16 protein-coding genes and 2 pseudogenes are annotated in these 20069 nt (G+C 66.1%); 14 read left to right on the top strand and 4 right to left on the bottom strand.

What is annotated here, in order from left to right; genetic code table 11:
- The first annotated feature begins 24 nt into the window (after nucleotides 1–24).
- On the top strand, nucleotides 25–939 hold the full coding sequence (locus tag WS69_RS12535) for a catechol 1,2-dioxygenase (RefSeq protein ID WP_059471084.1): 915 nt from the start codon (nucleotides 25–27) through the stop codon (nucleotides 937–939).
- A 269-nt stretch (nucleotides 940–1208) separates the two neighbouring features.
- Here WS69_RS12535 and WS69_RS12525 read toward each other — a convergent pair whose 3' ends face one another.
- A complete protein-coding gene (locus WS69_RS12525; RefSeq protein WP_162499018.1) occupies nucleotides 1209–2147 on the bottom strand; it encodes a LysR family transcriptional regulator in 939 nt (312 codons plus the stop codon).
- Between the two features lie 1221 nt (nucleotides 2148–3368).
- Between WS69_RS12525 and WS69_RS33250 the strand changes: the two genes are divergently transcribed.
- From WS69_RS33250 to WS69_RS33245, 12 genes and pseudogenes are all read left to right on the top strand, one after another.
- Complete coding sequence (locus WS69_RS33250; RefSeq protein WP_156438091.1) at nucleotides 3369–3617, top strand: hypothetical protein; 249 nt, start codon at nucleotides 3369–3371, stop codon at nucleotides 3615–3617.
- A 163-nt stretch (nucleotides 3618–3780) separates the two neighbouring features.
- The gene (locus WS69_RS12520; RefSeq protein WP_059471155.1) at nucleotides 3781–4530 is read left to right on the top strand and encodes an IclR family transcriptional regulator; all 750 of its coding nucleotides are present in this window, start codon (nucleotides 3781–3783) and stop codon (nucleotides 4528–4530) included.
- Nucleotides 4531–4564: 34 nt separating this feature from the next.
- Nucleotides 4565–5320, top strand: coding sequence for a transporter substrate-binding domain-containing protein (locus tag WS69_RS12515; protein WP_059471081.1), 756 nt, complete (start codon nucleotides 4565–4567; stop codon nucleotides 5318–5320).
- Nucleotides 5321–5337: 17 nt separating this feature from the next.
- Nucleotides 5338–6006, top strand: coding sequence for an amino acid ABC transporter permease (locus WS69_RS12510; RefSeq protein ID WP_059471080.1), 669 nt, complete (start codon nucleotides 5338–5340; stop codon nucleotides 6004–6006).
- Nucleotides 6003–6770: an amino acid ABC transporter ATP-binding protein gene (locus WS69_RS12505; protein ID WP_059471079.1), complete on the top strand. Its 768-nt coding sequence runs from the start codon at nucleotides 6003–6005 to the stop codon at nucleotides 6768–6770. The genes WS69_RS12510 and WS69_RS12505 overlap by 4 nt, the downstream gene beginning before the upstream one ends.
- A complete protein-coding gene (hutG, locus tag WS69_RS12500; protein WP_059471078.1) occupies nucleotides 6767–7705 on the top strand; it encodes a formimidoylglutamase in 939 nt (312 codons plus the stop codon). The genes WS69_RS12505 and hutG overlap by 4 nt, the downstream gene beginning before the upstream one ends.
- 681 nt (nucleotides 7706–8386) lie before the next feature.
- The gene (locus WS69_RS12495; protein ID WP_059471077.1) at nucleotides 8387–8680 is read left to right on the top strand and encodes a GYD domain-containing protein; all 294 of its coding nucleotides are present in this window, start codon (nucleotides 8387–8389) and stop codon (nucleotides 8678–8680) included.
- Between the two features lie 99 nt (nucleotides 8681–8779).
- Nucleotides 8780–10285, top strand: coding sequence for a type I glutamate--ammonia ligase (gene glnA / locus WS69_RS12490; protein ID WP_059471076.1), 1506 nt, complete (start codon nucleotides 8780–8782; stop codon nucleotides 10283–10285).
- 18 nt (nucleotides 10286–10303) lie between these two features.
- The gene (gene pdhA / locus WS69_RS12485; RefSeq protein WP_059471075.1) at nucleotides 10304–11392 is read left to right on the top strand and encodes a pyruvate dehydrogenase (acetyl-transferring) E1 component subunit alpha; all 1089 of its coding nucleotides are present in this window, start codon (nucleotides 10304–10306) and stop codon (nucleotides 11390–11392) included.
- Entirely contained in the window at nucleotides 11385–12365 is a 981-nt protein-coding gene (locus tag WS69_RS12480; protein WP_059471074.1) for an alpha-ketoacid dehydrogenase subunit beta, read from the top strand. The genes pdhA and WS69_RS12480 overlap by 8 nt, the downstream gene beginning before the upstream one ends.
- 4 nt (nucleotides 12366–12369) lie before the next feature.
- Nucleotides 12370–13488: a dihydrolipoamide acetyltransferase family protein gene (locus tag WS69_RS12475; protein ID WP_059471073.1), complete on the top strand. Its 1119-nt coding sequence runs from the start codon at nucleotides 12370–12372 to the stop codon at nucleotides 13486–13488.
- Between the two features lie 98 nt (nucleotides 13489–13586).
- A pseudogene (locus WS69_RS33245) lies at nucleotides 13587–13700 on the top strand (NAD(P)H-dependent oxidoreductase); the annotation flags it as partial.
- A 119-nt stretch (nucleotides 13701–13819) separates the two neighbouring features.
- Here the strand turns inward: WS69_RS33245 and WS69_RS12470 are convergent.
- Together WS69_RS12470 and WS69_RS12465 are read right to left on the bottom strand one after the other, a co-directional pair.
- The gene (locus tag WS69_RS12470; RefSeq protein ID WP_059471154.1) at nucleotides 13820–14965 is read right to left on the bottom strand and encodes an alpha-hydroxy acid oxidase; all 1146 of its coding nucleotides are present in this window, start codon (nucleotides 14963–14965) and stop codon (nucleotides 13820–13822) included.
- 254 nt (nucleotides 14966–15219) lie between these two features.
- Nucleotides 15220–15770: pseudogene (locus tag WS69_RS12465) on the bottom strand (LysR substrate-binding domain-containing protein); the annotation flags it as partial.
- A 292-nt stretch (nucleotides 15771–16062) separates the two neighbouring features.
- On the opposite strand from WS69_RS12465, the gene WS69_RS12460 reads away from it, so the two are divergent.
- Nucleotides 16063–17913 (top strand): DUF3857 domain-containing transglutaminase family protein, encoded by a 1851-nt coding sequence (locus WS69_RS12460; RefSeq protein ID WP_442854899.1) that lies wholly within the window; start codon nucleotides 16063–16065, stop codon nucleotides 17911–17913.
- Between the two features lie 253 nt (nucleotides 17914–18166).
- On the opposite strand, the gene WS69_RS12450 is transcribed toward WS69_RS12460, so the two are convergent.
- Entirely contained in the window at nucleotides 18167–19825 is a 1659-nt protein-coding gene (locus WS69_RS12450) for a GMC family oxidoreductase (RefSeq protein ID WP_059471071.1), read from the bottom strand.
- Between the last annotated feature and the right edge of the window lie 244 nt (nucleotides 19826–20069).

Below are 20069 nucleotides of genomic sequence, written 5' to 3'. Positions count from 1 at the left end.
ACTCATTGAAAAGGATGCCTATCTATGGGAAAGATCATCGGCGCAGGCCTGATTTCGCATGCGCCCGTCGTGATGATGTCGGAGGCGACGCGGCTTCATGAAAACGGCGGCCGCGACTTCACGCTCGCGACCGGCCTCATGCAGCTTCGGCACGAAGTGTTCGACGCCGGCGACTACGACACGGTGCTCGTTTTCGACAGCCATTGGCGGACCACGACCGAGGCGGTCGTCACCGCGCACGCGCGGCGCGAGGGCCGCTTCACGTCGGACGAGATGCCGAACGCGATCCGGCAACTGCCGTACGATCTCGCCGGCGATCCCGAGCTCGCGCACGCGATCGCCGAACTGGCGCCGCGGCGCGCGTCATGGATCGCCGCGGTCGACGATCCGTGCCTGCCGATCCACTACGCGACGCTCAATCCGTGGACCTATCTCGGCCGGCCCGACAAGCGCTGGATTTCCGTTTCCGTGTGCCAGACCGCGACCACCGGCGATTACCTGCGGATGGGCGAGATCGTCGCGGAGGCGGTCGAGCGGCTCGCCCGCAACGTGCTGCTGATCGCGTCGGGCGGACTGTCGCACGTGTTCTGGCCGCTCGCGGAACTGCGCAACCGGATGGCGGGCGCTGCGTCGAACATCGTGACGCCGGCCGCGCGCGCGGCGGACGAGCGGCGGATCGCGTGGCTCGAAGAAGGGCGGCACGACCGGGTGATCGAAACGATGCCGGCGTTTCTGCATTTTCATCCGGAGGCGAACTTCGGCCACTATCTGATGATGGCGGGCGCGATCGGCGCGCACGCGTGCGCGGCGCGCGGGCGTTTCTTCAGCGAGTACGAGAACGGGATCGGCACCGGTCACGTTCATCTGTGGTTCAGTCCGGCCGATCGCGGGTGGACGCGGGCGGCGCCGCAGCGCCACGGGAAAGCGGCAGGCGCATGATCGGGACGATGCGCGGGCGGCGGCGCACGATCGCCTGGAGATCGCTGCGTGCATGAGCGGCGGACACGATGCCGCAGGCTTTCGATACGATCGCGGCCGACAGATCGAACTCGATGCGCGATATCCGTGCGGGCGACGGCCAGTCTGAACCCGTCGTCACCCCGCATGAAGCCGGAGAGCGGCGCGCTGCTCCGATGCTCGGCCCGACGTACACGAGCGAGCATCGAAGCGAGCGCCGTTCCGCATGAAGCGACAGAACGTGTTCGCCGCTAGGTCGGAGCCGCGCCTGCACGCATCTGTTCGCCGGACAGACCGGCCAGATACGCCTGAACCGCGCCGAGGAACAGTCGCTCCCGAACCGACGCATGCCGGGAAGACGTCCGAAACGCGTAGATGCCGCCTTTCGGCATCGTCCACGTCGGCAGCAGCCGGTGCAGGCGTCCCTCCCGCAAGTCCTCGGCGACCAGATAGTCGGGAAACGCGCTAACGCCCGCGCCTTCGAGCACCATCTGATGCGCGAGCAGCACGCATTTCACCTTGAGGCGGCCGTTCGTCTGGATCCGGACCGAGCGGCCGTCGTTGCCGAACACCGAATAGCTGAGGTTCGCGAGCCCGCCGTGCCCGATCCAATGCGAACTGGGCAGATCGTCAGGATGTCTTGGCACCGCGCGCTTGCGCAAATACTCGGGCGATGCGACGAGCACCTGGTCGAATGCGCCGAGCATCTTCATCCGGAAGCCCTTCTTCTTCGGCCAGCCCGTCTCGAACGCGAGATCGATGCGCTTGCCGACCAGATCGATTTCCTCGTCGTTGCATACGATCTCGAGCTCGATCTGCGGGTGCCGATGAATGAATGTCGCGGCGATCGAACTCAGATGCGCGGTGGAGAAACCGCTGGGCGCCGCGACGCGCAGCAGGCCGGTCGATTCGTGGCGCAGGCACCGGATGCTGCCGATCACGTCGTACAGGCCGCTGACGAACTCCTGGGACGCCGAATACAGCTTGTTGCCGGCGTCGGTAGGCGCAATCCTGCGAGTGCTTCTCATCACGAGCTGAGTGTCGATCTCCGCTTCGAGGCGGCTCAGGTATTCGCTGACCAGCGATTTCGACATGCACAGACATTCTGCTGCCGCAGTGAAACTACCCTTCTCGACAATCGCCATGAAAACGCGCAGGTGATTCAAATTTCTTATCCCCGCCTCGGACATATTTCCCACCTCAAGAACGGTCATGTTTCGAAATACCGGGCGGCGCACCCGTCCTGCTGCGGACGGAGCGCCGATGTCGCAACGGCATTGCATTGCAATAAGGCGGCATGAACCCGGTGCTGGATCTGGACGATGGCTGTTCCGACGCATGCGGCATGTGCCGTCGGGGAGTATCGTGGGAGGGCGCGACGTCGGGCGGGCAATGGGATGCGCGCGACCGCGCGCGATCCGCTCGTCGCGGACCGAGGCTGCCGACGTGCGCGTCGCCGTCGGCGGCACGGCGCGAATCAGGCGATCGGCGTCGCCGCGACGGCGATGGGCTACGACCGTCAAATTCGTCCTCCTTTGCATGCTCGAACCACGAAAGAGGATCCAAGCGAGCCAGAATTCATCGCAGCCCTTGTTTTTCACTTGCGGAAATCGGTTCATCGGCAAGGCAATGCGATGCAGCAGCAATCAAATTTCGCAGAATTCATGCTCCCTCGCATACGCTTTACAGCCATCGCCGCCAGTATTCCATAGCTGACTTAAGATCTTAATAAAAGAATGGTAAATAATTTTGTCTGAGACGACTATCTCTAAGATATCGCCTCGATCGCTGACGAAAAATTACAAATCGACTGGGACTGAATCGATTCATTGTTTCGGCTTCTTCAATCCTTTACGGCGCCTTCATGTTTGGCGTGTGATGCCGCGAGGGTGGTTTTTAAGCGCGGACGATGCGCCGGACTCGAGGTGGAGCGGCGGTGCGGCAGGCGGTGCAAGACCTGCGCCGCGATGGCGTGTGGACGCGGGATACCGCTACGGTATGGGGCGTGAGACAGTGAATTCGGATAAAAATGGCGTGATTTCGGTCGAACTCGGCGGAATTCATCCTGTTCGGATAAATGTGGAAATCTTGATCTTGGGTGGCCGAGAGACTGGTCTTATTTTGGAATTAAATTACCCGCAGGTTACTGACGGGAACGAATCGTTATTGTGATTCGGTTCTCTTTGGGTTACTAATAACGTGAATGCGAGATCCATTTGATGCGTGCTTAAAATACACATCGGCGATGTCGAAAGCAGTCCGTCATTTGACGGGCGTGATGAGCGATCAGGAATGGCCGATCGAAGCGGAGGCGGTGGAGGCGGTGGAGGCGCGAGCGCCACGTGCTCGCGCAATGCCCCGTCTCCATTGCGGCGCGCAGGAAGTGAATCGAGCGTGCCGCGACGTCGCACATGAACATGTCGGCGCAACGGGCCAGGCGATGCGATCGGCGCGGCGATGCGATGCGTGTCGACATATTGAATGCAGATGTCGGGTTGCCGGCCAGCGATGACAGGCATCGACGGCGCGCGGCGGTATTGGCCGCCGCCCGTCCGGCGGACGCGATTCCGGCTGATCGACGGGCTGTCGCCGTGCCGATTTCGCCGCGTTTTCTTCACATCAATCCGGCCTCTCACGTCGCCATGGGCCGCTGCGCATGAGCCGTCGGCGCGCGCTGCTTCACGTTCCGCGCGCGCGGAACGCGATCTCGCTTCATGCGAGGGAAAACCCCTCCATCCCATTCCCGTTTCATGGGAAATTCGGTTTTAATTTTTGAGAGTGGTCTGGCATGCTGACTTCGTTGTCACATGCATTGCTTTCGTCGTGAATTCAGGAACCACAGTCACTGGTGCGGAGCGCGTGCTGCTCGTGCTGGCCGCGCTTGCGAGCCATGGCAAGGCCATGTCGGTGAAGGATCTGCAGGGCGTCACGGGGCTCGCGCAAAGCACGCTGTATCGGCAGATCGCGTTGCTCAAGCGCTGGGGCTTCGTCGCTGAACATACGGGGCACTATGCGCCTGGTCCGATCAGTCTTCAGCTTGCGCTCGGCTTCGACGTCAACTCGATGCTTGTCGAAGCGAGCCGCATGGAGATGCAGCAGCTCGCACGGGCGTCGAAGGAGAGCGTCGGGCTCGTCGTCGCGGTGAAGAATCAGGCGATGTGCCTCGACAGGGTCGACAGCGAGCAGTCGCTGCGCTGCTCGTTCGAAAAGGGCCGCGCGGTGCCGCTGAAGGCGGGCGCGTCGGCGAAATCGCTGCTGGCCTTCATGGCGGAGAACGCGCGCAGCGAAGTGCTGGACTCGGTATTCGCCGGCGACCGCGCCGGGCGCGCGGCCATCGAAGCCGAACTGGAGCGGATTCGCGCGCAGGGCTATGCGGTGAGCGATAGCGAGGTCGACCCCGGCGTCTGGGGCGTCAGCGCGCCGATATTCCATCGCACATGGCGTGGCGTGAGCAGCTCCGCGTCGATCACGCTGATGGCGCCTTCGACGCGCGCGATCGGCCGCGAAAGCCAGTTCATCGACGGGACGCTGCGAACCGCTCGCGCGATTTCCCTGCATCTGCAAGCCGAATGATCCGTCTCACCCCGAGCCTCAAAGGAGTTTTTCGATGAAATTGCAACGTCTGCTGTCCCTTGCCTGCTTCGCGCTGGCGACCACCTTCGCCGGCTTTTGCGGCAACGCCGCGGCGCAAACCCCTGACGTTTTGCGCGTGGCGACCGACGCCACGTTCGCGCCGATGGAGTACACCGAAAACGGTGTGCGAACCGGCTTCGACATCGACATGATGAATGCGCTCGCCAAAGCAATGGGCAAGAGCGTGCAGTGGACGGACATCGACTTCAAGGGATTGATTCCCGGCCTGATCGCGCATCGTTTCGACGCGGCGATCTCGGCGATATACATCACCGACGAGCGCGCCAAGGTCGTCGATTTCGCCGGCCCGTACTACGCGGGCGGTCTCGTCGCGCTGGTGAAGCGCGATTCGCCGATCAAGACGGTGGCCGATCTGAGCGGCAAGAAGGTGTCGGTGCAGGTGGGCACCAAGTCGGTGAACTTCCTGCGCGACAACTTCCCGCAGATCACGCGCGTCGAAGTGGAAAAGAACCAGGAAATGTTCGACCTCGTCGGCATCGGCCGCGCCGATGCCGCCGTCACCGGCAAGCCGGCCGCCTATCAGCTGGTCCGTACGCGCGGTGGCTTCCGCGTGCTCGACAAGCCGCTGACGACCGAGCAGTACGGCATCGCCGTGCGCAAGGACGAGCCGCAATTGAAGGCCGCGCTCGACGCCGCGTTGGCGAAGATCAAGGCCGACGGCACGTATGCGGCGATCGTCCGCAAGTGGTTCGGCGCCGGCGCGCAATAACCGGCCGAGTCACGCACATGGAACTCGATTTCTCGCCGGTGATCGCCGGCTGGACGGATATTGCGCATGGTGCGCTCGTCACGGTGGAAGTGACGGCGGCCGCGCTCGCGCTCAGCTGCGTGCTCGGGCTGCTGATCGGCATCGGGCGGCTCGCGCCGCAGCGGCGATTCGTCTACGGCTTTTGCACCGCCTACCTGACGTTCTTTCGCGGCACGCCGCTGCTCGTGCAACTGTTTCTGTTGTTCTTCGGCTTGCCCCAATTCAACATTCTGCTGCCCGCTTTCGTGTGCGGGATGCTCGGGCTGGGTTTCTATTCGGCTGCCTACGTATCGGAGATCGTGCGCGGCGCGATCCAGTCGGTCGATCGCGGCCAGATGGAGGCGGCCCGCTCGATCGGCATGTCGTCGGGGCAGGCGATGCGCACGATCATCCTGCCGCAAGCCATCGTCCGCATGATTCCGCCGCTCGGCAACGAGTTCATCGCGCTCATCAAGAATTCGGCGCTCGTGTCGCTGCTGACGATCGACGATCTGATGCATGAAGGCCAGAAGATCATCAGCGTGTCGTACCGATCGCTCGAAGTGTATCTGGCCATCGCGTTGGTCTATCTCGTGCTGACCCAGGCGACCAATTACGCGCTGCATCGCGTCGAGCGGCGCCTGCGTGCAGGAGGAATGGTGCAATGAACAAGACGTCCGAACCCATCGTCCGGATCCGTGGCCTGACCAAGTCGTTCGGTTCGCACGTCGTGCTGAACGGCATCGACTTCGACATCCAGCCGCAACAGGTGGTGGTCGTCATCGGGCCGAGCGGCTCGGGCAAGAGCACCTTCTTGCGGTGCTGCAACGGCCTCGAGCAACCGGAAGGCGGCACCATCGACATCTGCGGCCATCGTCTCATCGATCGCGGCGCGATGCTCGGCGAACGCTCGCTGAATGCGTTGCGCACCGAAGTCGGCATGGTGTTCCAGTCGTTCAATCTGTTTCCGCATCTGTCCGTCTTGCACAACATCACCGTGGGCCCGCGCATGCTGCGCGGCGTGAGCAAGGCCGATGCCGAAGCGGGCGCGTTGGCGCTGCTGGAGAAAGTGGGCCTTGCGCACAAGGCGCACGTGATGCCGGCGAGCCTGTCGGGCGGCCAGAAGCAGCGCGTCGCGATCGCCCGGGCGCTGGCGATGCAGCCGCGCGTCATGCTGTTCGACGAACCGACTTCGGCGCTCGATCCGGAGCTCGTCGGCGAAGTACTGCAAGTCATGAAACTGCTCGCGAGCGAAGGCATGACGATGGTGGTCGTGACGCACGAAATGGGGTTTGCGAAGGAAGTCGCGGATGTGGTGGTGGTGATGGACGGCGGTGCGATCGTCGAGGCCGGGCCGCCTTCGGAAATCTTCTCCGCGCCATCGCAGCCGCGCACGCGCGCTTTCCTGCAAGCCGTGTTGTCGCGTGCATGAAGGCGCCGTTCGATAACGGGGTCTGGCGCGGCCGTTCCGACGACGGGGAGCCCGGCGACACCCGGCGCTTGTTCGATCAGATCGAGCCCTTCACCGGCGCGGCCCTGTCAAGCGATGCGGCGGTGATCGTGGGCTTCGGCTCGGATGAAGGCGTGCGGCGGAACAAGGGACGCGTCGGCGCCGCGCACGGGCCCGGGGAGTTGCGCCGCGCGCTGGCGGGCCTGCCGGCCAAGCCGGCGGTGACGTTGCGCGATGCGGGCGATGTGGTCTGCGACAACGGCGATCTGGAGGGCGCGCAGGCCGAGCTCGCGAAGGTGGTGTGCGAGACGCTCGCCTGCGGCGGGCGGCCGCTCGTGCTCGGCGGTGGCCACGAGGTCGCGTGGGGCACGTATGGCGGCTTGCGCGCGTGGCTCGGCGACGGCGGCGCGCGTCGTCTGACGATCGTGAATTTCGACGCGCATTTCGATCTGCGGCAGGCGCGTCCTGCAAATTCGGGTACGCCGTTCGATCAGATCGCCTGCGATTGCGCCGCTCGAGGGCTCGCTTTCGATTATGTCTGCCTCGGCATCAGCGATCTGGCCAATACGGCAGCGCTGTTCGAGCGCGCACGGCAGCTCGGTGTGCAGTACGTCGCCGATGCGCAGATGCAGGAGCGTCATCTTCCCGGTCTGCTCGATCGGCTCGATCGGCTGCTCGACGCAGCCGACGCGCTGTACCTGTCGATCGACCTCGACGTGCTGCCGGCCGCCACGGCGCCGGGCGTGTCCGCGCCGGCGTCCCTCGGCGTGCCGTTGTCCGTGGTCGAAGCGATGGTGCTGCGCATTCGGGCGTCGGGCAAGCTGCTGGCGGCGGACATTGCCGAATACAACCCGGCCCTCGATCAGGACCGGCGTACGGCTCGTGCGGCCGCGCGGCTCGCGTATCGGTTGTTGTGAGGCGGGCAGCAATCGAGCCGCGTACCGGGGCGCGCGGCAAACCGCCATCATGTGCGCGCACGCATGCCGAATCCGCTCCCGAAAAACGAAACGCGGCGGGTTTCCAGTCCGTCGGCTGGTCGATCTGACCAAAATTGACAGACGTCTTGCGAGTAATCGTCTAACTTTTACGTCGGGGAGGCTGTTCGACGTCCGGCCTTTCCGAACTCAAATCAGCACTTCAATCAATAGCAATCGGCCCACGTTGTGTTGTTGATCGACCTGCCGTCTTGCGTCCTGTGTCCTTTGTCTTGCCGGACGGCGGGTCATCTTTTCTCATCGGCCGCATTGAAGGTCATGTCTGCTCCATTCGGGGCGAGCAACGCACGGACTCGGCGGCAGGCGTCGCTGTCGGATTCCGCTTCGTTGCCGAGCATTCGCGGTGTGTCGCCGTCGGTTCAGCGTGACCGCAGCCTGAGATCGCGGCTCGATCGAGATACGCGTCGCCCATGCGTGTCGCCCCAAGCACGCTCCAGCCGATCGACTTCGCAACCCGCGTGCAAACCCCTCCTTCGCCGTCGATCCCATTGCCTAAAATCAAGTTACGCGCGAGACGGTTCCGATCGTATTGGCGCGAAGGCGTCCGGCGACGCCGCTCGCGCGTTCGAATTTCGATACGTTTCAATCGTAAGGGGAATCGTCATGGCGACTTACGTGGTGCTTGCAAACTTTACGGATCAGGGCATCCGCACCGTGAAGAACAGCTCGCAGCGGGCCGGTCAGGTGGCGGAAATGGCCAAGAGCTTCGGCTGTGAAATGAAGGAGGTCTACTGGACGCTGGGCGCGTTCGACATCGTCGCGGTCGTCGAAGCGACCGACGAGCAAAGTCTCACCGCATTCGGCTTCGCGCTCGGCTCGGCGGGCAACGTCCGCACGCAGACGCTGCGCGCGTTCACGAAGAACGAAATCGGCGCGATCATCGGCAGATTGCCGTAACGCGCAAGCCGCACGCACCGTCGTCGGCCGCTCGAACGCGAGTCGCAGAGCAGGCCGAAGCCGGATCGCAGGCAAAGGGCTGGAAGAAGGAGAAAGCCCATGTCGAATACGCAAGGCGACGCGGGATCGCCGTTCGCGGCGTCCGTCGAAGCAGGCAGCTACCGCATCGCGCGGCCGGCCAGCGTGAGCGATGTGATCGAACTGGTGCGCACGCATGGCATCCAGATCGTCGATCTGAAGTTCACCGATCTGCCGGGGCTCTGGCAGCACTTCTCGATTACGCTCCCTGAACTCCACGCGGATCTGTTCGGCGCCGGAATCGGTTTCGACGGCTCGTCGATCCGCGGCTTCCAGGAGATCCACGAATCCGACATGCTGCTGTGTCCCGATCCGGCGACCGCGTTCGTCGATCCGGTCTGCGAGACGCCGACGCTGTCGATTCTCTGCGACGTGATCGATCCGGCGACGCACGGGCCGTACTCGCGCGATCCGCGCTACGTCGCGAAAAAAGCGGAAGCGCATTTGCGCGGGACGGGCATCGCGACGACCTGCTACGTCGGGCCGGAACTCGAATTCTTCATTTTCGATTCGATCCGCTACGGCCAGGATCAGCACTGCGGCTATTACTACGTCGAATCGGCCGAGGGCGACTGGGCCGCGGGCCGAGACGAGGGCGCATACGGCGGCGGCAATCTCGGCTACAAGCAGCGCTACAAGGAAGGTTATTTCCCGACGCCGCCGAACGACACGCTGCAGGACATCCGCTCGGAAATCGCGCTGACGCTGCAGCGCGCAGGCGTGCAGGTCGAAGTGCACCATCACGAGGTCGCGACCGCCGGCCAGAACGAAATCGACATGCGTTTCGCGACGCTCACGCGAATGGCCGACAACGTGATGATCTACAAGTACGTGTGCAAGAACGTCGCGCGCCGGCACGGCAAGGTCGCGACGTTCATGCCGAAGCCGCTGTTCGCGGACAACGCGAGCGGCATGCATTGCCATCAGAGCCTGTGGGACGACGAACGCAATCTGTTCTACGACGCGAACGGCTGGGCGCTGACGTCCGACCTGTGCCGCTGGTACATCGGCGGGCTGCTCGAGCACGCCCCGGCGCTGATGGCGTTCTGCGCGCCGACGACGAATTCGTACAAGCGTCTCGTGCCGGGCTATGAAGCGCCCGTCAATCTGGCGATGTCGCAGCGCAACCGCTCGGCCGCGGCGAGGATTCCGATGGTGTCGGACGCGCCCGCCGCGCGCCGCGTGGAGTTTCGCTGTCCCGATCCGTCGGCGAACGCGTATCTCGCGTTCGCGGCGATGCTGATGGCCGGGCTCGACGGCATCGAGAACAAGATCGATCCGGGTGCGCCGCTCGACAAGAACATCTACGAGCTGCCGCTGGAGGAAGCATCGAAGATCCGGCAGGTGCCGGGCTCGCTCGACGCGTCGCTTGCCGCGCTCGAAGCCGACAGCGCGTTCCTGCGCAAGGGCGACGTGTTCACCGGCGACGTGATTCGCACGTGGATCGACTACAAGCGCAAGCGCGAGCTCGATACGATCAAGCTGCGTCCGCATCCTTGGGAGTTCTATCTGTATTTCGACGTCTAGAAAAACGAGGGGCCCGCGATGACCACGGTCGGCCGCTTCGACATCGACTATACGCAATACCTCGGCCCCGACGGCGAGCCGGTCCAGCCGTTGCCCGCGTTCGCGCAGGACGCGGCCGCGCTGCTGCCGCTCTATCGCGCGATGGTGCTGACGCGGGCGTTCGACACGAAAGCGGTTGCGCTGCAGCGCACCGGCAAGATCGGCACGTTCGCGTCGTCGGTCGGGCAGGAAGCGATCGGCGTGGGCGTCGCGAGCGCGATGCGCGCCGACGACGTGCTGTTTCCGTCGTACCGCGATCACGCCGCGCAATTCCTGCGCGGCGTCACGATGACGGAAAGCCTGCTGTACTGGGGCGGCGACGAGCGCGGCAGCGATTTCGCGGCGGCGCGCCAGGATTTTCCGAACTGCGTGCCGATCGGCACGCAGGTGTGCCATGCGGCGGGCGCCGCGTATGCGTTCATGCTGCGCGGCGAAGCGCGCGTCGCGGTGGCGATCCTCGGCGACGGCGGCACGTCGAAAGGCGACTTCTATGAGGCGATGAACATGGCGGGCGCGTGGCGCGCGCCGCTCGTCATCGTCGTCAACAACAACCAGTGGGCGATCTCGATGCCGCGCGCCCGCCAGACCGCGGCGCAAACGCTCGCGCAAAAGGCGATCGCCGCGGGAATCGAGGGGCGGCAGGTCGACGGCAACGACATCGTCGCCGTGCGTCAGGTGGTCGGCGACGCGCTCGAGCGCGCGCGGGGCGGCGGCGGTCCGACGCTCGTCGAAGCGCTCAGCTACCGGCTGGGCGATCACACGACGGCCGACGATGCGACGCGCTATCGCGATTCCGACGCCGTCGGCAAGCAATGGGAATTCGAGCCGCTGCTGCGTCTGCGCAAATACCTGATGCATCGCAACGTGTGGGACAAGGCGCTGGACGAGCAGCTCGGCAAGGCGTGCTACGCGCAGGTCGAAGAAGCAGTGGAGGCTTATCTCGCGACGCCGCAGCCGGACACGTCGGCGATGTTCGACCATTTGTATGCGAGCCTGCCGCAGGCAATGCAGGAACAGTTGGCGACGGCGCTCGCATTTGCGCCGGCTGCGGGGAATCATCATGGCTGATCTGAACCTCGTCGAGGCGGTCAATCTGGCGCTCGCGTACGCGCTCGCGCACGATCCGTCCGTCGTGCTGCTCGGCGAGGACATCGGCGCGAACGGCGGCGTGTTTCGTGCAACCGTCGACTTGCAGGCGCGCTTCGGCGCGCGGCGCGTGATCGACACGCCGCTCGCGGAAACGGCGATCGCGGGCGCCGCGATCGGCATGGCGGCGATGGGTCTCAAGCCCGTCGCGGAGATCCAGTTCACCGGCTTCGTCTATCCGACGATCGATCAGGTCCTCAATCACGCGTCGCGGCTGCGTCATCGCACGCGTGGACGGCTGTCGTGTCCGCTCGTGATCCGCGCGCCGTGCGGCGGCGGCATTCACGCGCCGGAACATCATTCGGAAAGCCCCGAAGCGTTGTTCGCGCATATCCCCGGCCTGCGCGTCGTGATTCCGTCGACGCCCGCGCGCGCCTATGGGCTGCTGCTCGCCGCGATTCGCGATCCGGATCCGGTGATGTTCTTCGAGCCTTCGCGCCTGTATCGGCTGTTCCGACAGCCGGTCGAAGACAACGGGGAGGCGCTGCCGCTCGATACGTGCTTCACGCTGCGCGACGGCTCCGACGTCACGCTGGTGAGCTGGGGCGCGACGCTGCAGGAAGTGCAGACGGCCGCCGATCAGCTCGCGCAGGAAGGCGTGATGGCCGAAGTGATCGACGTCGCGACGCTGAAGCCGCTCGATGCCGATACGATCGTCGCGTCGGTCGCGAGGACGGGCCGCTGCGTGATCGTCCACGAGGCGCCGCGCACGGCGGGCGTCGGCGCGGAGATCGCCGCGCTCGTCGCCGAGCACTGTCTGTATTCGCTGCTCGCGCCCGTGCAGCGCGTGACCGGCTACGACGTCGTCGTGCCGCTGTTCCGGCTCGAAAGCCAGTACATGCCGAGCGCGGCGCGCATCGTCAGCGCAGTCAGGAAGACGCTGGAGGCGTCGTAACGACATGAAGATCTTCAAATTGCCCGACCTCGGCGAAGGCTTGCAGGAAGCCGAGATCGTCGAATGGCACGCCAAGGCTGGCGACGCGGTTCAGACCGATCAGCCGCTGTTGTCGGTCGAGACCGCGAAGGCGATCGTCGAGATCCCGTCGCCGCAATCCGGCCGCATCGCGAAGCTGTTCGGGCAGCCGGGCGACATCGTTCATCTCGGCGCGCCGCTCGTCGCATTCGAAGGCGAAGCCGACGAAGCCGATGCGGGGACCGTCGTCGGCCACATGACGGTCGGCGAGCACGTCGTGCAAGAAGCGCCCGCAGCGCTCGGCACGGGCGCGGGCGGCCGCGGCGCCGGCGCGGTCAAGGCGATTCCGGCCGTGCGCGCGCTCGCGCGCAAGCTCGACGTCGATCTGGCGATGGTGACGCCGTCGGGCGCCGACGGCGTGATCACCGCGGCGGACGTGCAGCGCGTCGCGAAGGTGCTCGCCGAGCTCGGGCCGCCCGAAGTGCTGCGCGGCGTGCGGCGCGCGATGGCGCAGAACATGGCGCGCGCGCAGAGCGAAGTCGCGGCGGCGACCGTGATCGACGATGCCGACATCCACGCATGGCCCGCGGGCGCGGACGTGACGATGCGCCTGATTCGCGCGCTCGTCGCCGGCTGCCGCGCGGAGCCGGGGCTCAACGCGTGGTTCGACGGACAGGCGGGGCGTCGGCACGTGGTCGCGAAGATCGATCTCGGCATCGCGGTCGATCTGCCGGACGGTCTCTTCGTGCCGGTGCTGCGCGACGTCGCGCATCGCGACGCCGCCGACTTGCGCAACGGGCTCGACCGGATGCGCGCCGACATCCGTGCGCGCAAGATTCCGCCGGATGAGTTGCGCGGCAACACGATCACGCTGTCGAACTTCGGGATGATCGCCGGCAAGTATGCGGCGCCCGTCGTCGTGCCGCCGACCGTTGCGATCCTCGGCGCGGGGCGCGTGCACGACGCGGTCGTCGCGGCGGGCGGCGCGCCCGCCGTGCATCGCATCCTGCCGCTCAGCCTGACGTTCGATCATCGAGTCGTCACGGGCGGCGAGGCGGCGCGCTTTCTCGCGGCGGTGATTGCGGATCTGCAACGGCCGCAGTAGCCAGAAGCCCGGACGCGCCCGACACGCACGCACAACACGCACAACACGCACGATCGCGACGCGGCACGGAGGCGACATTCCGAAGTCCTGATCGACGCGCCGGGCATGCGGTCCAGGTATCCGATCTGTACGCGATGCAGTGGAAGGCCGCGCTCGACGCCGACGACAACACCGCTCGGCGGCCCGATGCGCGCTTCGATCCGTCGCTCGATGTTTGCGTCGGCGCGGCGTCGTGTCGTCGCGCATCGCGTGAGATCGGCTGTGCGACGCCGTTCGCGGCTCGCGCATCCGCGTAGGCATACGCAGCGGGATTCGCGCGCATCGAACGCAATCAGAATCGCCGTGCGAGAACGTCGGCGTCCACCGACAGAATGTCGGTATAGCCGCACAGCGCCATCGTCGTATCGAGCTCGCGCGCGATGATGTCGAGGCTGCGGAACACGCCTGCTTCGCCCAGCGCGGCGACGCCATAGAGAAACGCACGCCCGATCATCGTGCCGCGCGCGCCGAGCGCGACCGCCTTCAGCACGTCCTGGCCGGTGCGCACGCCGCCGTCGAGCCACACTTCGATGCGCTGGCCGATCGCGTCCACGATGGCAGGCAGCGCGTCGACCGACGACATCGCACCGTCGAGCTGGCGGCCGCCGTGATTCGATACGACGATCGCATCCGCGCCCGCGTCGGCCGCCAGGTGAGCGTCGCGCGGATCGAGAATGCCCTTGACGATCAGCTTGCCGTCCCAGCGTTGCCGAACCCATTCGACGTCGCGCCAGTCGATCGTCGGATCGAACTGCTCGCGCGTCCATGAATCGAGCGACGACATGTCGGTCACGCCCTTCACGTGCCCGACGATGTTGCCGAAATGACGGCGTCGGGTGCGGGCCATGCCGATGCACCAGCGCGGCTTGCTCGCCATGTTCAGCAGATTCGGCAGCGTGATGCGCGGCGGGCTCGACAAGCCGTTCTTCACGTCCTTGTGGCGTTGGCCGCCGATCTGCAGGTCCATCGTCAGCACGAGCGCGGGACAGCCCGCCGCCTTCGCGCGCGCGATCAGCCGCTCGATGAACACGCGATCGCGCATCATGTAGAGCTGGAACCAGAACGGCCCGGGCGCGTGCGTCGCGATGTCCTCGAGCGAGCAGATGCTCATCGTCGACAGCGTGAACGGCACGCCGAACCGCTGCGCGGCGCGCGCCGCGAGAATCTCGCCGTCGGCGCGCATCATGCCGACGAGGCCGGTCGGCGCGAGCGCAACCGGTATCGCGACGTCCTGTCCCGCCATCGTCGTGCGCAGGCTGCGATGCGCGATGTCGACGCCGACCCGCTGACGCAGCTTGATGCGCTGGAAGTCGGCTTCGTTCGCGCGATACGTCGACTCCGTGTAGGAGCCCGTATCGACGTAGTCGTAGAACATTCGCGGAATGCGTTTCCTGGCGAGAACGCGAAGATCTTCGATGCAGGTGATCGGGAGGGTCATGGGCGGCTCCGAAAGGGGAACGATGATGCTACCGCCGCACTCGGCGGCGCGCGCGGAAATATCTTCAGGCGCGATGCGAAAGAAATTCCGACACGTCACGCACAGTTCTTCGGCCGCCCGCTCGAACGTGCCGTGGCGCGCGGCGGCCTCGAAGGCCAGCAGGCCGTCGAGGGACGGGAGGCGAAGATCGCGAGGGTCGGGAGCGTGCATGCGGCGATTCTAATCGACCGGTTTTCCGGCGGCGCTTGCGTGCGTTATGCGAGATCGCGCTGCATATCGCGCCGCGCGTGACGAATCAGCCACGCCTCCATCGTCGCGATGTCGTTCGGACGCCGCGGCTCGTTCGGATGGGCGATGTAGTAGCCGACCGACAGCGGCAGCGCGAAATCGAACAGCCGGCACAGTCGTCCGGCCTCGATGTCGCGCCCGACGAGTTGATCGCTGACGAGCGCGGCGCCGTGTCCCGCGGTCGCGGCGTCGATCGCGAGCGACGATTGATTGAAGCGCGGGCCCCGGTGCGGATCGACCGCGACGCGCTCCGGCATCGTGGCGAGAAACTCGGGCGACAGATCGTGCGCGTCGTGCAGCAGCGCGGAGGCGGCGGGATCGCGAGCGAGCCGGGTGATGTCAGCAGCGATGGGCTGCGTGCCGCATAGATGTCGACCGGAAACAGGAAGCGCGTGACGAGCCCCTTGCCGAACGGCGGCTTGCCGTAGCGGATCGCTAGATCGACGCCGTCGCTTCGGAAGGTCGCGAACTGCGAATCGGCGATCACCCGGATGTCGATGTCCGGATGCTCGCCGGTATCCGAGGGGCGCGATGGCGTCCGGCACGCGCTTGACGCGATCGGCCGCGATGACCCAAACTGGCCGGGCTGAAACCGGGATTCCGCGCGCGTCGAACAAGCGGAGATGGCGCGCGGCGACGCGCGAAGCATCGAACGTATTCGTCGCGCCGGAAGTCGCGCGATGCGCCCCGGCCGATCGGCAAGATCCGTTCACGAACCCGCTACCCGGTTGCGATCCGACCGCGCGTCGCGCCGCAGGTTGATTGCGATGCCCGCTTTCGTCCGACTATTCTGCGCGGCATGCGTCTGCATGGCCGCCCATTGCGCGAACGCGTCGCCGGCAGAATCCGACGCCGATGACGCCGCGCCCGCGACCCTCGTCAGCGACGTTCACGTGTTCGTCGTCCAGCATGACGGCTCCGTCGACGAGCACGACGATTCGACGCTGCGCGCGAACACCGCGAGCGGCATCGACGACGTCGCGCAGCGCTACGTGTGGTTCAACAAGGACATCGAGCGGGTCGAACTGCTGACCGCCGAGACGATCGATCGCGCCGGCGTCGCGCATCCGGTCGGCCCGGAGGCGATTCGCGACGTGCAGGAACCGCGCTCCGCCGGCGCGCCGTTTTTCGAGGATGGCGTGTTGCGCTCGGTGATCTTTCCGGGCGTCGATGCGGGCGCGCGCACGCGCCTCGTGTTTCGCAAGTCGCGTACGAAGCCGCGCGATCCGGGGTTCTTCGGCTATTTCGTCGCGCCGTCGCGGATGCCCGTCGACGCGCAGCGGCTGATCTTCGATTTGCCCGCCGACATGCCGCTCTACGCCGACGCGCGCGGCTACGTCGCGCTCGCGCCGGTGACGGAGAACGGCCGCACGCGCTACGCATTCGACTATCGGCACGGTCCGTATCCGCGCGTCGAGAACGGCTCGGTCGGCTATGCGACGTACGGCGATCGCCTGATGGTGTCGACGCTGCGCGATTTCGCGTCGTTCGCCGAGCGATATCGCGCGGCGGCCGTCGATGCGAGCGCGCGCGATCCCGCCGTCGCGCGGCTCGCGCAGTCGGTCACGGCGAACGCGAACGCGTCCGATCCGCGCGCGAAGGCGCAGGCGATCTACGACTGGGTTCGGATGAACGTCCGCTACGTCGCGCTCTTTCTCGGCGAGACCGCGGCCGCGCCGCACAAGGTGGCGGACATCCTGCGCAACCGCTACGGCGATTGCAAGGATCACGTCGCGCTCTTCGGCGCGCTGCTCGCGGCGGCCGGGATACGCAGCGAGCCCGTGCTGCTCGATCTCGGTCCGGTCTATACGTTGCCCGCCGTGCCCGGCTACGGAGGCAGCGCGATCAATCACGCGATCACATGGCTGCCGGATCTCGGGCTCTTCGCCGATACGACGGTCGGCAGCGTCGCGTTCGGCTATCTGCCGCCCGTCGTGATGGATCGGCCGGCGCTGCTCGTCGACGAAGGCGTGCTGACGCGCACGCCGGCGACGCAGCCGCGCACGCGCGGCGCGCGCCTGCGGATCGACGTCGATGCAAGCGGAGCGGCGCGCTATCAGTATTACGTCGAGGATGCAGGATGGACAGCGGAGCTCGAACGCAGCGTGTTCCGCCAGGCAGCGCGCGAGCGCGTGCAGCAGCTCGCGACCGATCGCCTGCGACAGAGCGGCTTGCGCGGCACGGCCCGGTTGAGCGCGGGCGAGCGCAATGCGACGAGCGGGCCGTTCTCGACGTCGATGACGGGATCGCTCGACCATTTCGTGTGGACCGACGGCACGACCGCGCTGCCGGCGTTGTCGAGCCTGTCGGGCGGCATCGCGACTCAGGTGCAGGACTGGCTTGCGGAGCCGGTGCGCACGCAGCCGTGGCTGTGCATCGGCGGCGATTTCGACGAGACCGCGCAGATCGCGCTGCCCGACGACGTGCGCGTGACCGACGTGCCGAACGATGCGCACGTGCAGGATCGCTTCTTCGATTATGAATCGCACTACGTGCTCGATGCGGCGGCGCGCGTCGTGCAGATCACGCGGCGCTTGCGCGCGCGCTTCGCGCATCAGGTGTGTTCGCCGGAAGATTTCGATGCGGCGCGTGCGTCGCTCGGGCGAATCGAGCGCGACGTGCTCGCGCAGATCGTCGTGCGGGCGAAGGCGCATGATTGACAGCGTTCATGCGCGGCCGCGATCGGCCTCCGCGAATTCGGATCAGTTCCGGCAGCGCCCGCGATAACGCTCGACTTCCGCATCGTACGCGGCGAGAAACGCCTTGCCGAACACGGACGCGAAGTCGTCCTCGATCGCGAACAGCGTGAAATGAACGGAATGTCCTCGGCGGACGAGGGAATCACATCGATGGAATCCGCCGCGACGTGATTGCGCTATGCGTGGCCGTAGCCGTCGCGCCGCAGCGAAATCGTCACTTCCCGCGCGATCGCCCGATCCCAAGCAACAAATCCGCCGCCTTCTCCGCGATCATCATCGCCGGTCCGTTCGTGTTGCCGGACGTCACGGTCGGCATCACCGACGCGTCGATCACGCGCAGTCCCGACACGCCGCGAACCTTCAATTGCGGATCGACGACGGCCATCGCATCGACGCCCATTCGCGCGGTGCCGACCTGGTGATAGCCGGTCGCGGCCGACTGCTTCGCATAGCCGATCATCGCGGCAAGCGTCGAAACCGACGGCCCGGGCGTGACTTCGCGCGCGCCCCATGCGGAGAGCGATGGGCGCGTCGCGACGTCGCGGATGAAGAGCGCCTGCTTCGCGATCACTTCGAGATCGTGCGGATCGGCGAACACGCGCGGGTCCATGCTCGGGTAGACGAGCGGATCAGCGCTCATGAGCCGCACGCGCCCTCGGCTTCGCGGCGCGATCGCCATCGGCACCAGCGTGAAGCCGCGCTTGACGGTCGGCAGGAACGGGTTTGTCGACAGCAGGATCTGCGCGTCGGGCGTCGCGAGCGACGCATTCGTCCTCATGAACACGGTCGCTTCCATGCCGGTCGTGAACGACTTGGCGTTTTCCCGCGTCGTTTCCCACACCATCGAGCACGCCGCATGATCGTGAAGATTCGCGCCGACGCCCGGCAGATCGACGACGGGCCGAATGCCGGCGCGTTCGAGGTCCGCCGCAGGGCCGATGCCCGAGTGCATCAGGATTGCCGGCGACATGATCGAGCCCGCGCACAGCAGCACTTCGCGCTCTGCGCGCACCGCGATCGTTTCGCCGCGCAGCAGGAAGCGCACGCCGAACGCGTGTTGGCGGTGCAAAAGCAGATTCAGCACGCGCGCCTGCGTGACGATCGTCAGGCGCGGATGCGTTTTGATCGGCTCGACGTAGCACGTCCATGCGCTCGCGCGCCGGCCGTCCGGCAGGATCGTGAATTGCGACAGCGCCGCCCCGGTGCTGTCGCGGCCGTCGTTGTAGTCGCCGCGATCGGGCAGGCCGAGTTCGGTCGCGGCCGCGACGAAGTCGTGCGCGAGCGGCGTCATCGTCGGGCGGCCGATGTCGAGCAGGCCGTCGTGGCCGTGCACGCGCAGCGGATCGTCGAGCCGGAAACGTTCGAGCCTGCGGAAATACGGCTCGACGTCGCGCCACGCCCAGCCCGCCGCGCCGCGTTCCGCCCAACTGTCGAAATCCTGCGGCAGCCCGCGCACGTACACCATCCCGTTGATCGCGCTGCTGCCGCCGAGCGTCTTGCCGCGCGGCCAGTCCATGCGTTGATCGGCCGCGTGATGCTGCGGCAGCGTCGTGAACGCCCAATCGACTTCGCTGTGATAGAGCTGCATCACGCTCGGCGGCTCGTGAATCGCGGGCAGGCTGTCGGTCGGCCCGGCTTCGAGCACGAGCACCTTGTGGCCCGCGTCGATCAGGCGTCGGACGAGCACCGAGCCCGACGAGCCCGCGCCGATCACGACGTAGTCGTAGACGCCCGCAGGCGATGCCGCCGCTGCGGCGGATGCCGTGCCGAGCAATGGTGCGGCGGCGATCGTCTTCAGCGTCTTGTCGATGAAATCGCGGCGTTGTTGTCCATCTCGCGTCAGGCCGGCGCGACGGCGGGTCGGTGCGGGCATAGGCTGTCCTCGAAAAAGTCGATCGGTTGTTGTCGGATTGCGAACGGGTCGCGCAGAGAGTGGGCGCGATCGGTTCGTCGCGGTGAAGCTCCGTATCGGCGGAGGGGCGGTGGAGGGCGGCGCGCGGTGGCGGCATGATGGGCGCGCGCTGCTCGAAGCGGCGGCGCGCATTGCGCGCCGATTGCGAAATCGAACGCGCTCGCGAAGCATGGTGCCCAGACGAAGGGCGCGCGCCGATCTTCGG

The organism is Burkholderia sp. BDU5 (genome assembly GCF_001522845.1).
GTDB lineage: Bacteria > Pseudomonadota > Gammaproteobacteria > Burkholderiales > Burkholderiaceae > Burkholderia > Burkholderia mayonis.
This window is presented reverse-complemented; position numbering and strand designations above follow the sequence as displayed.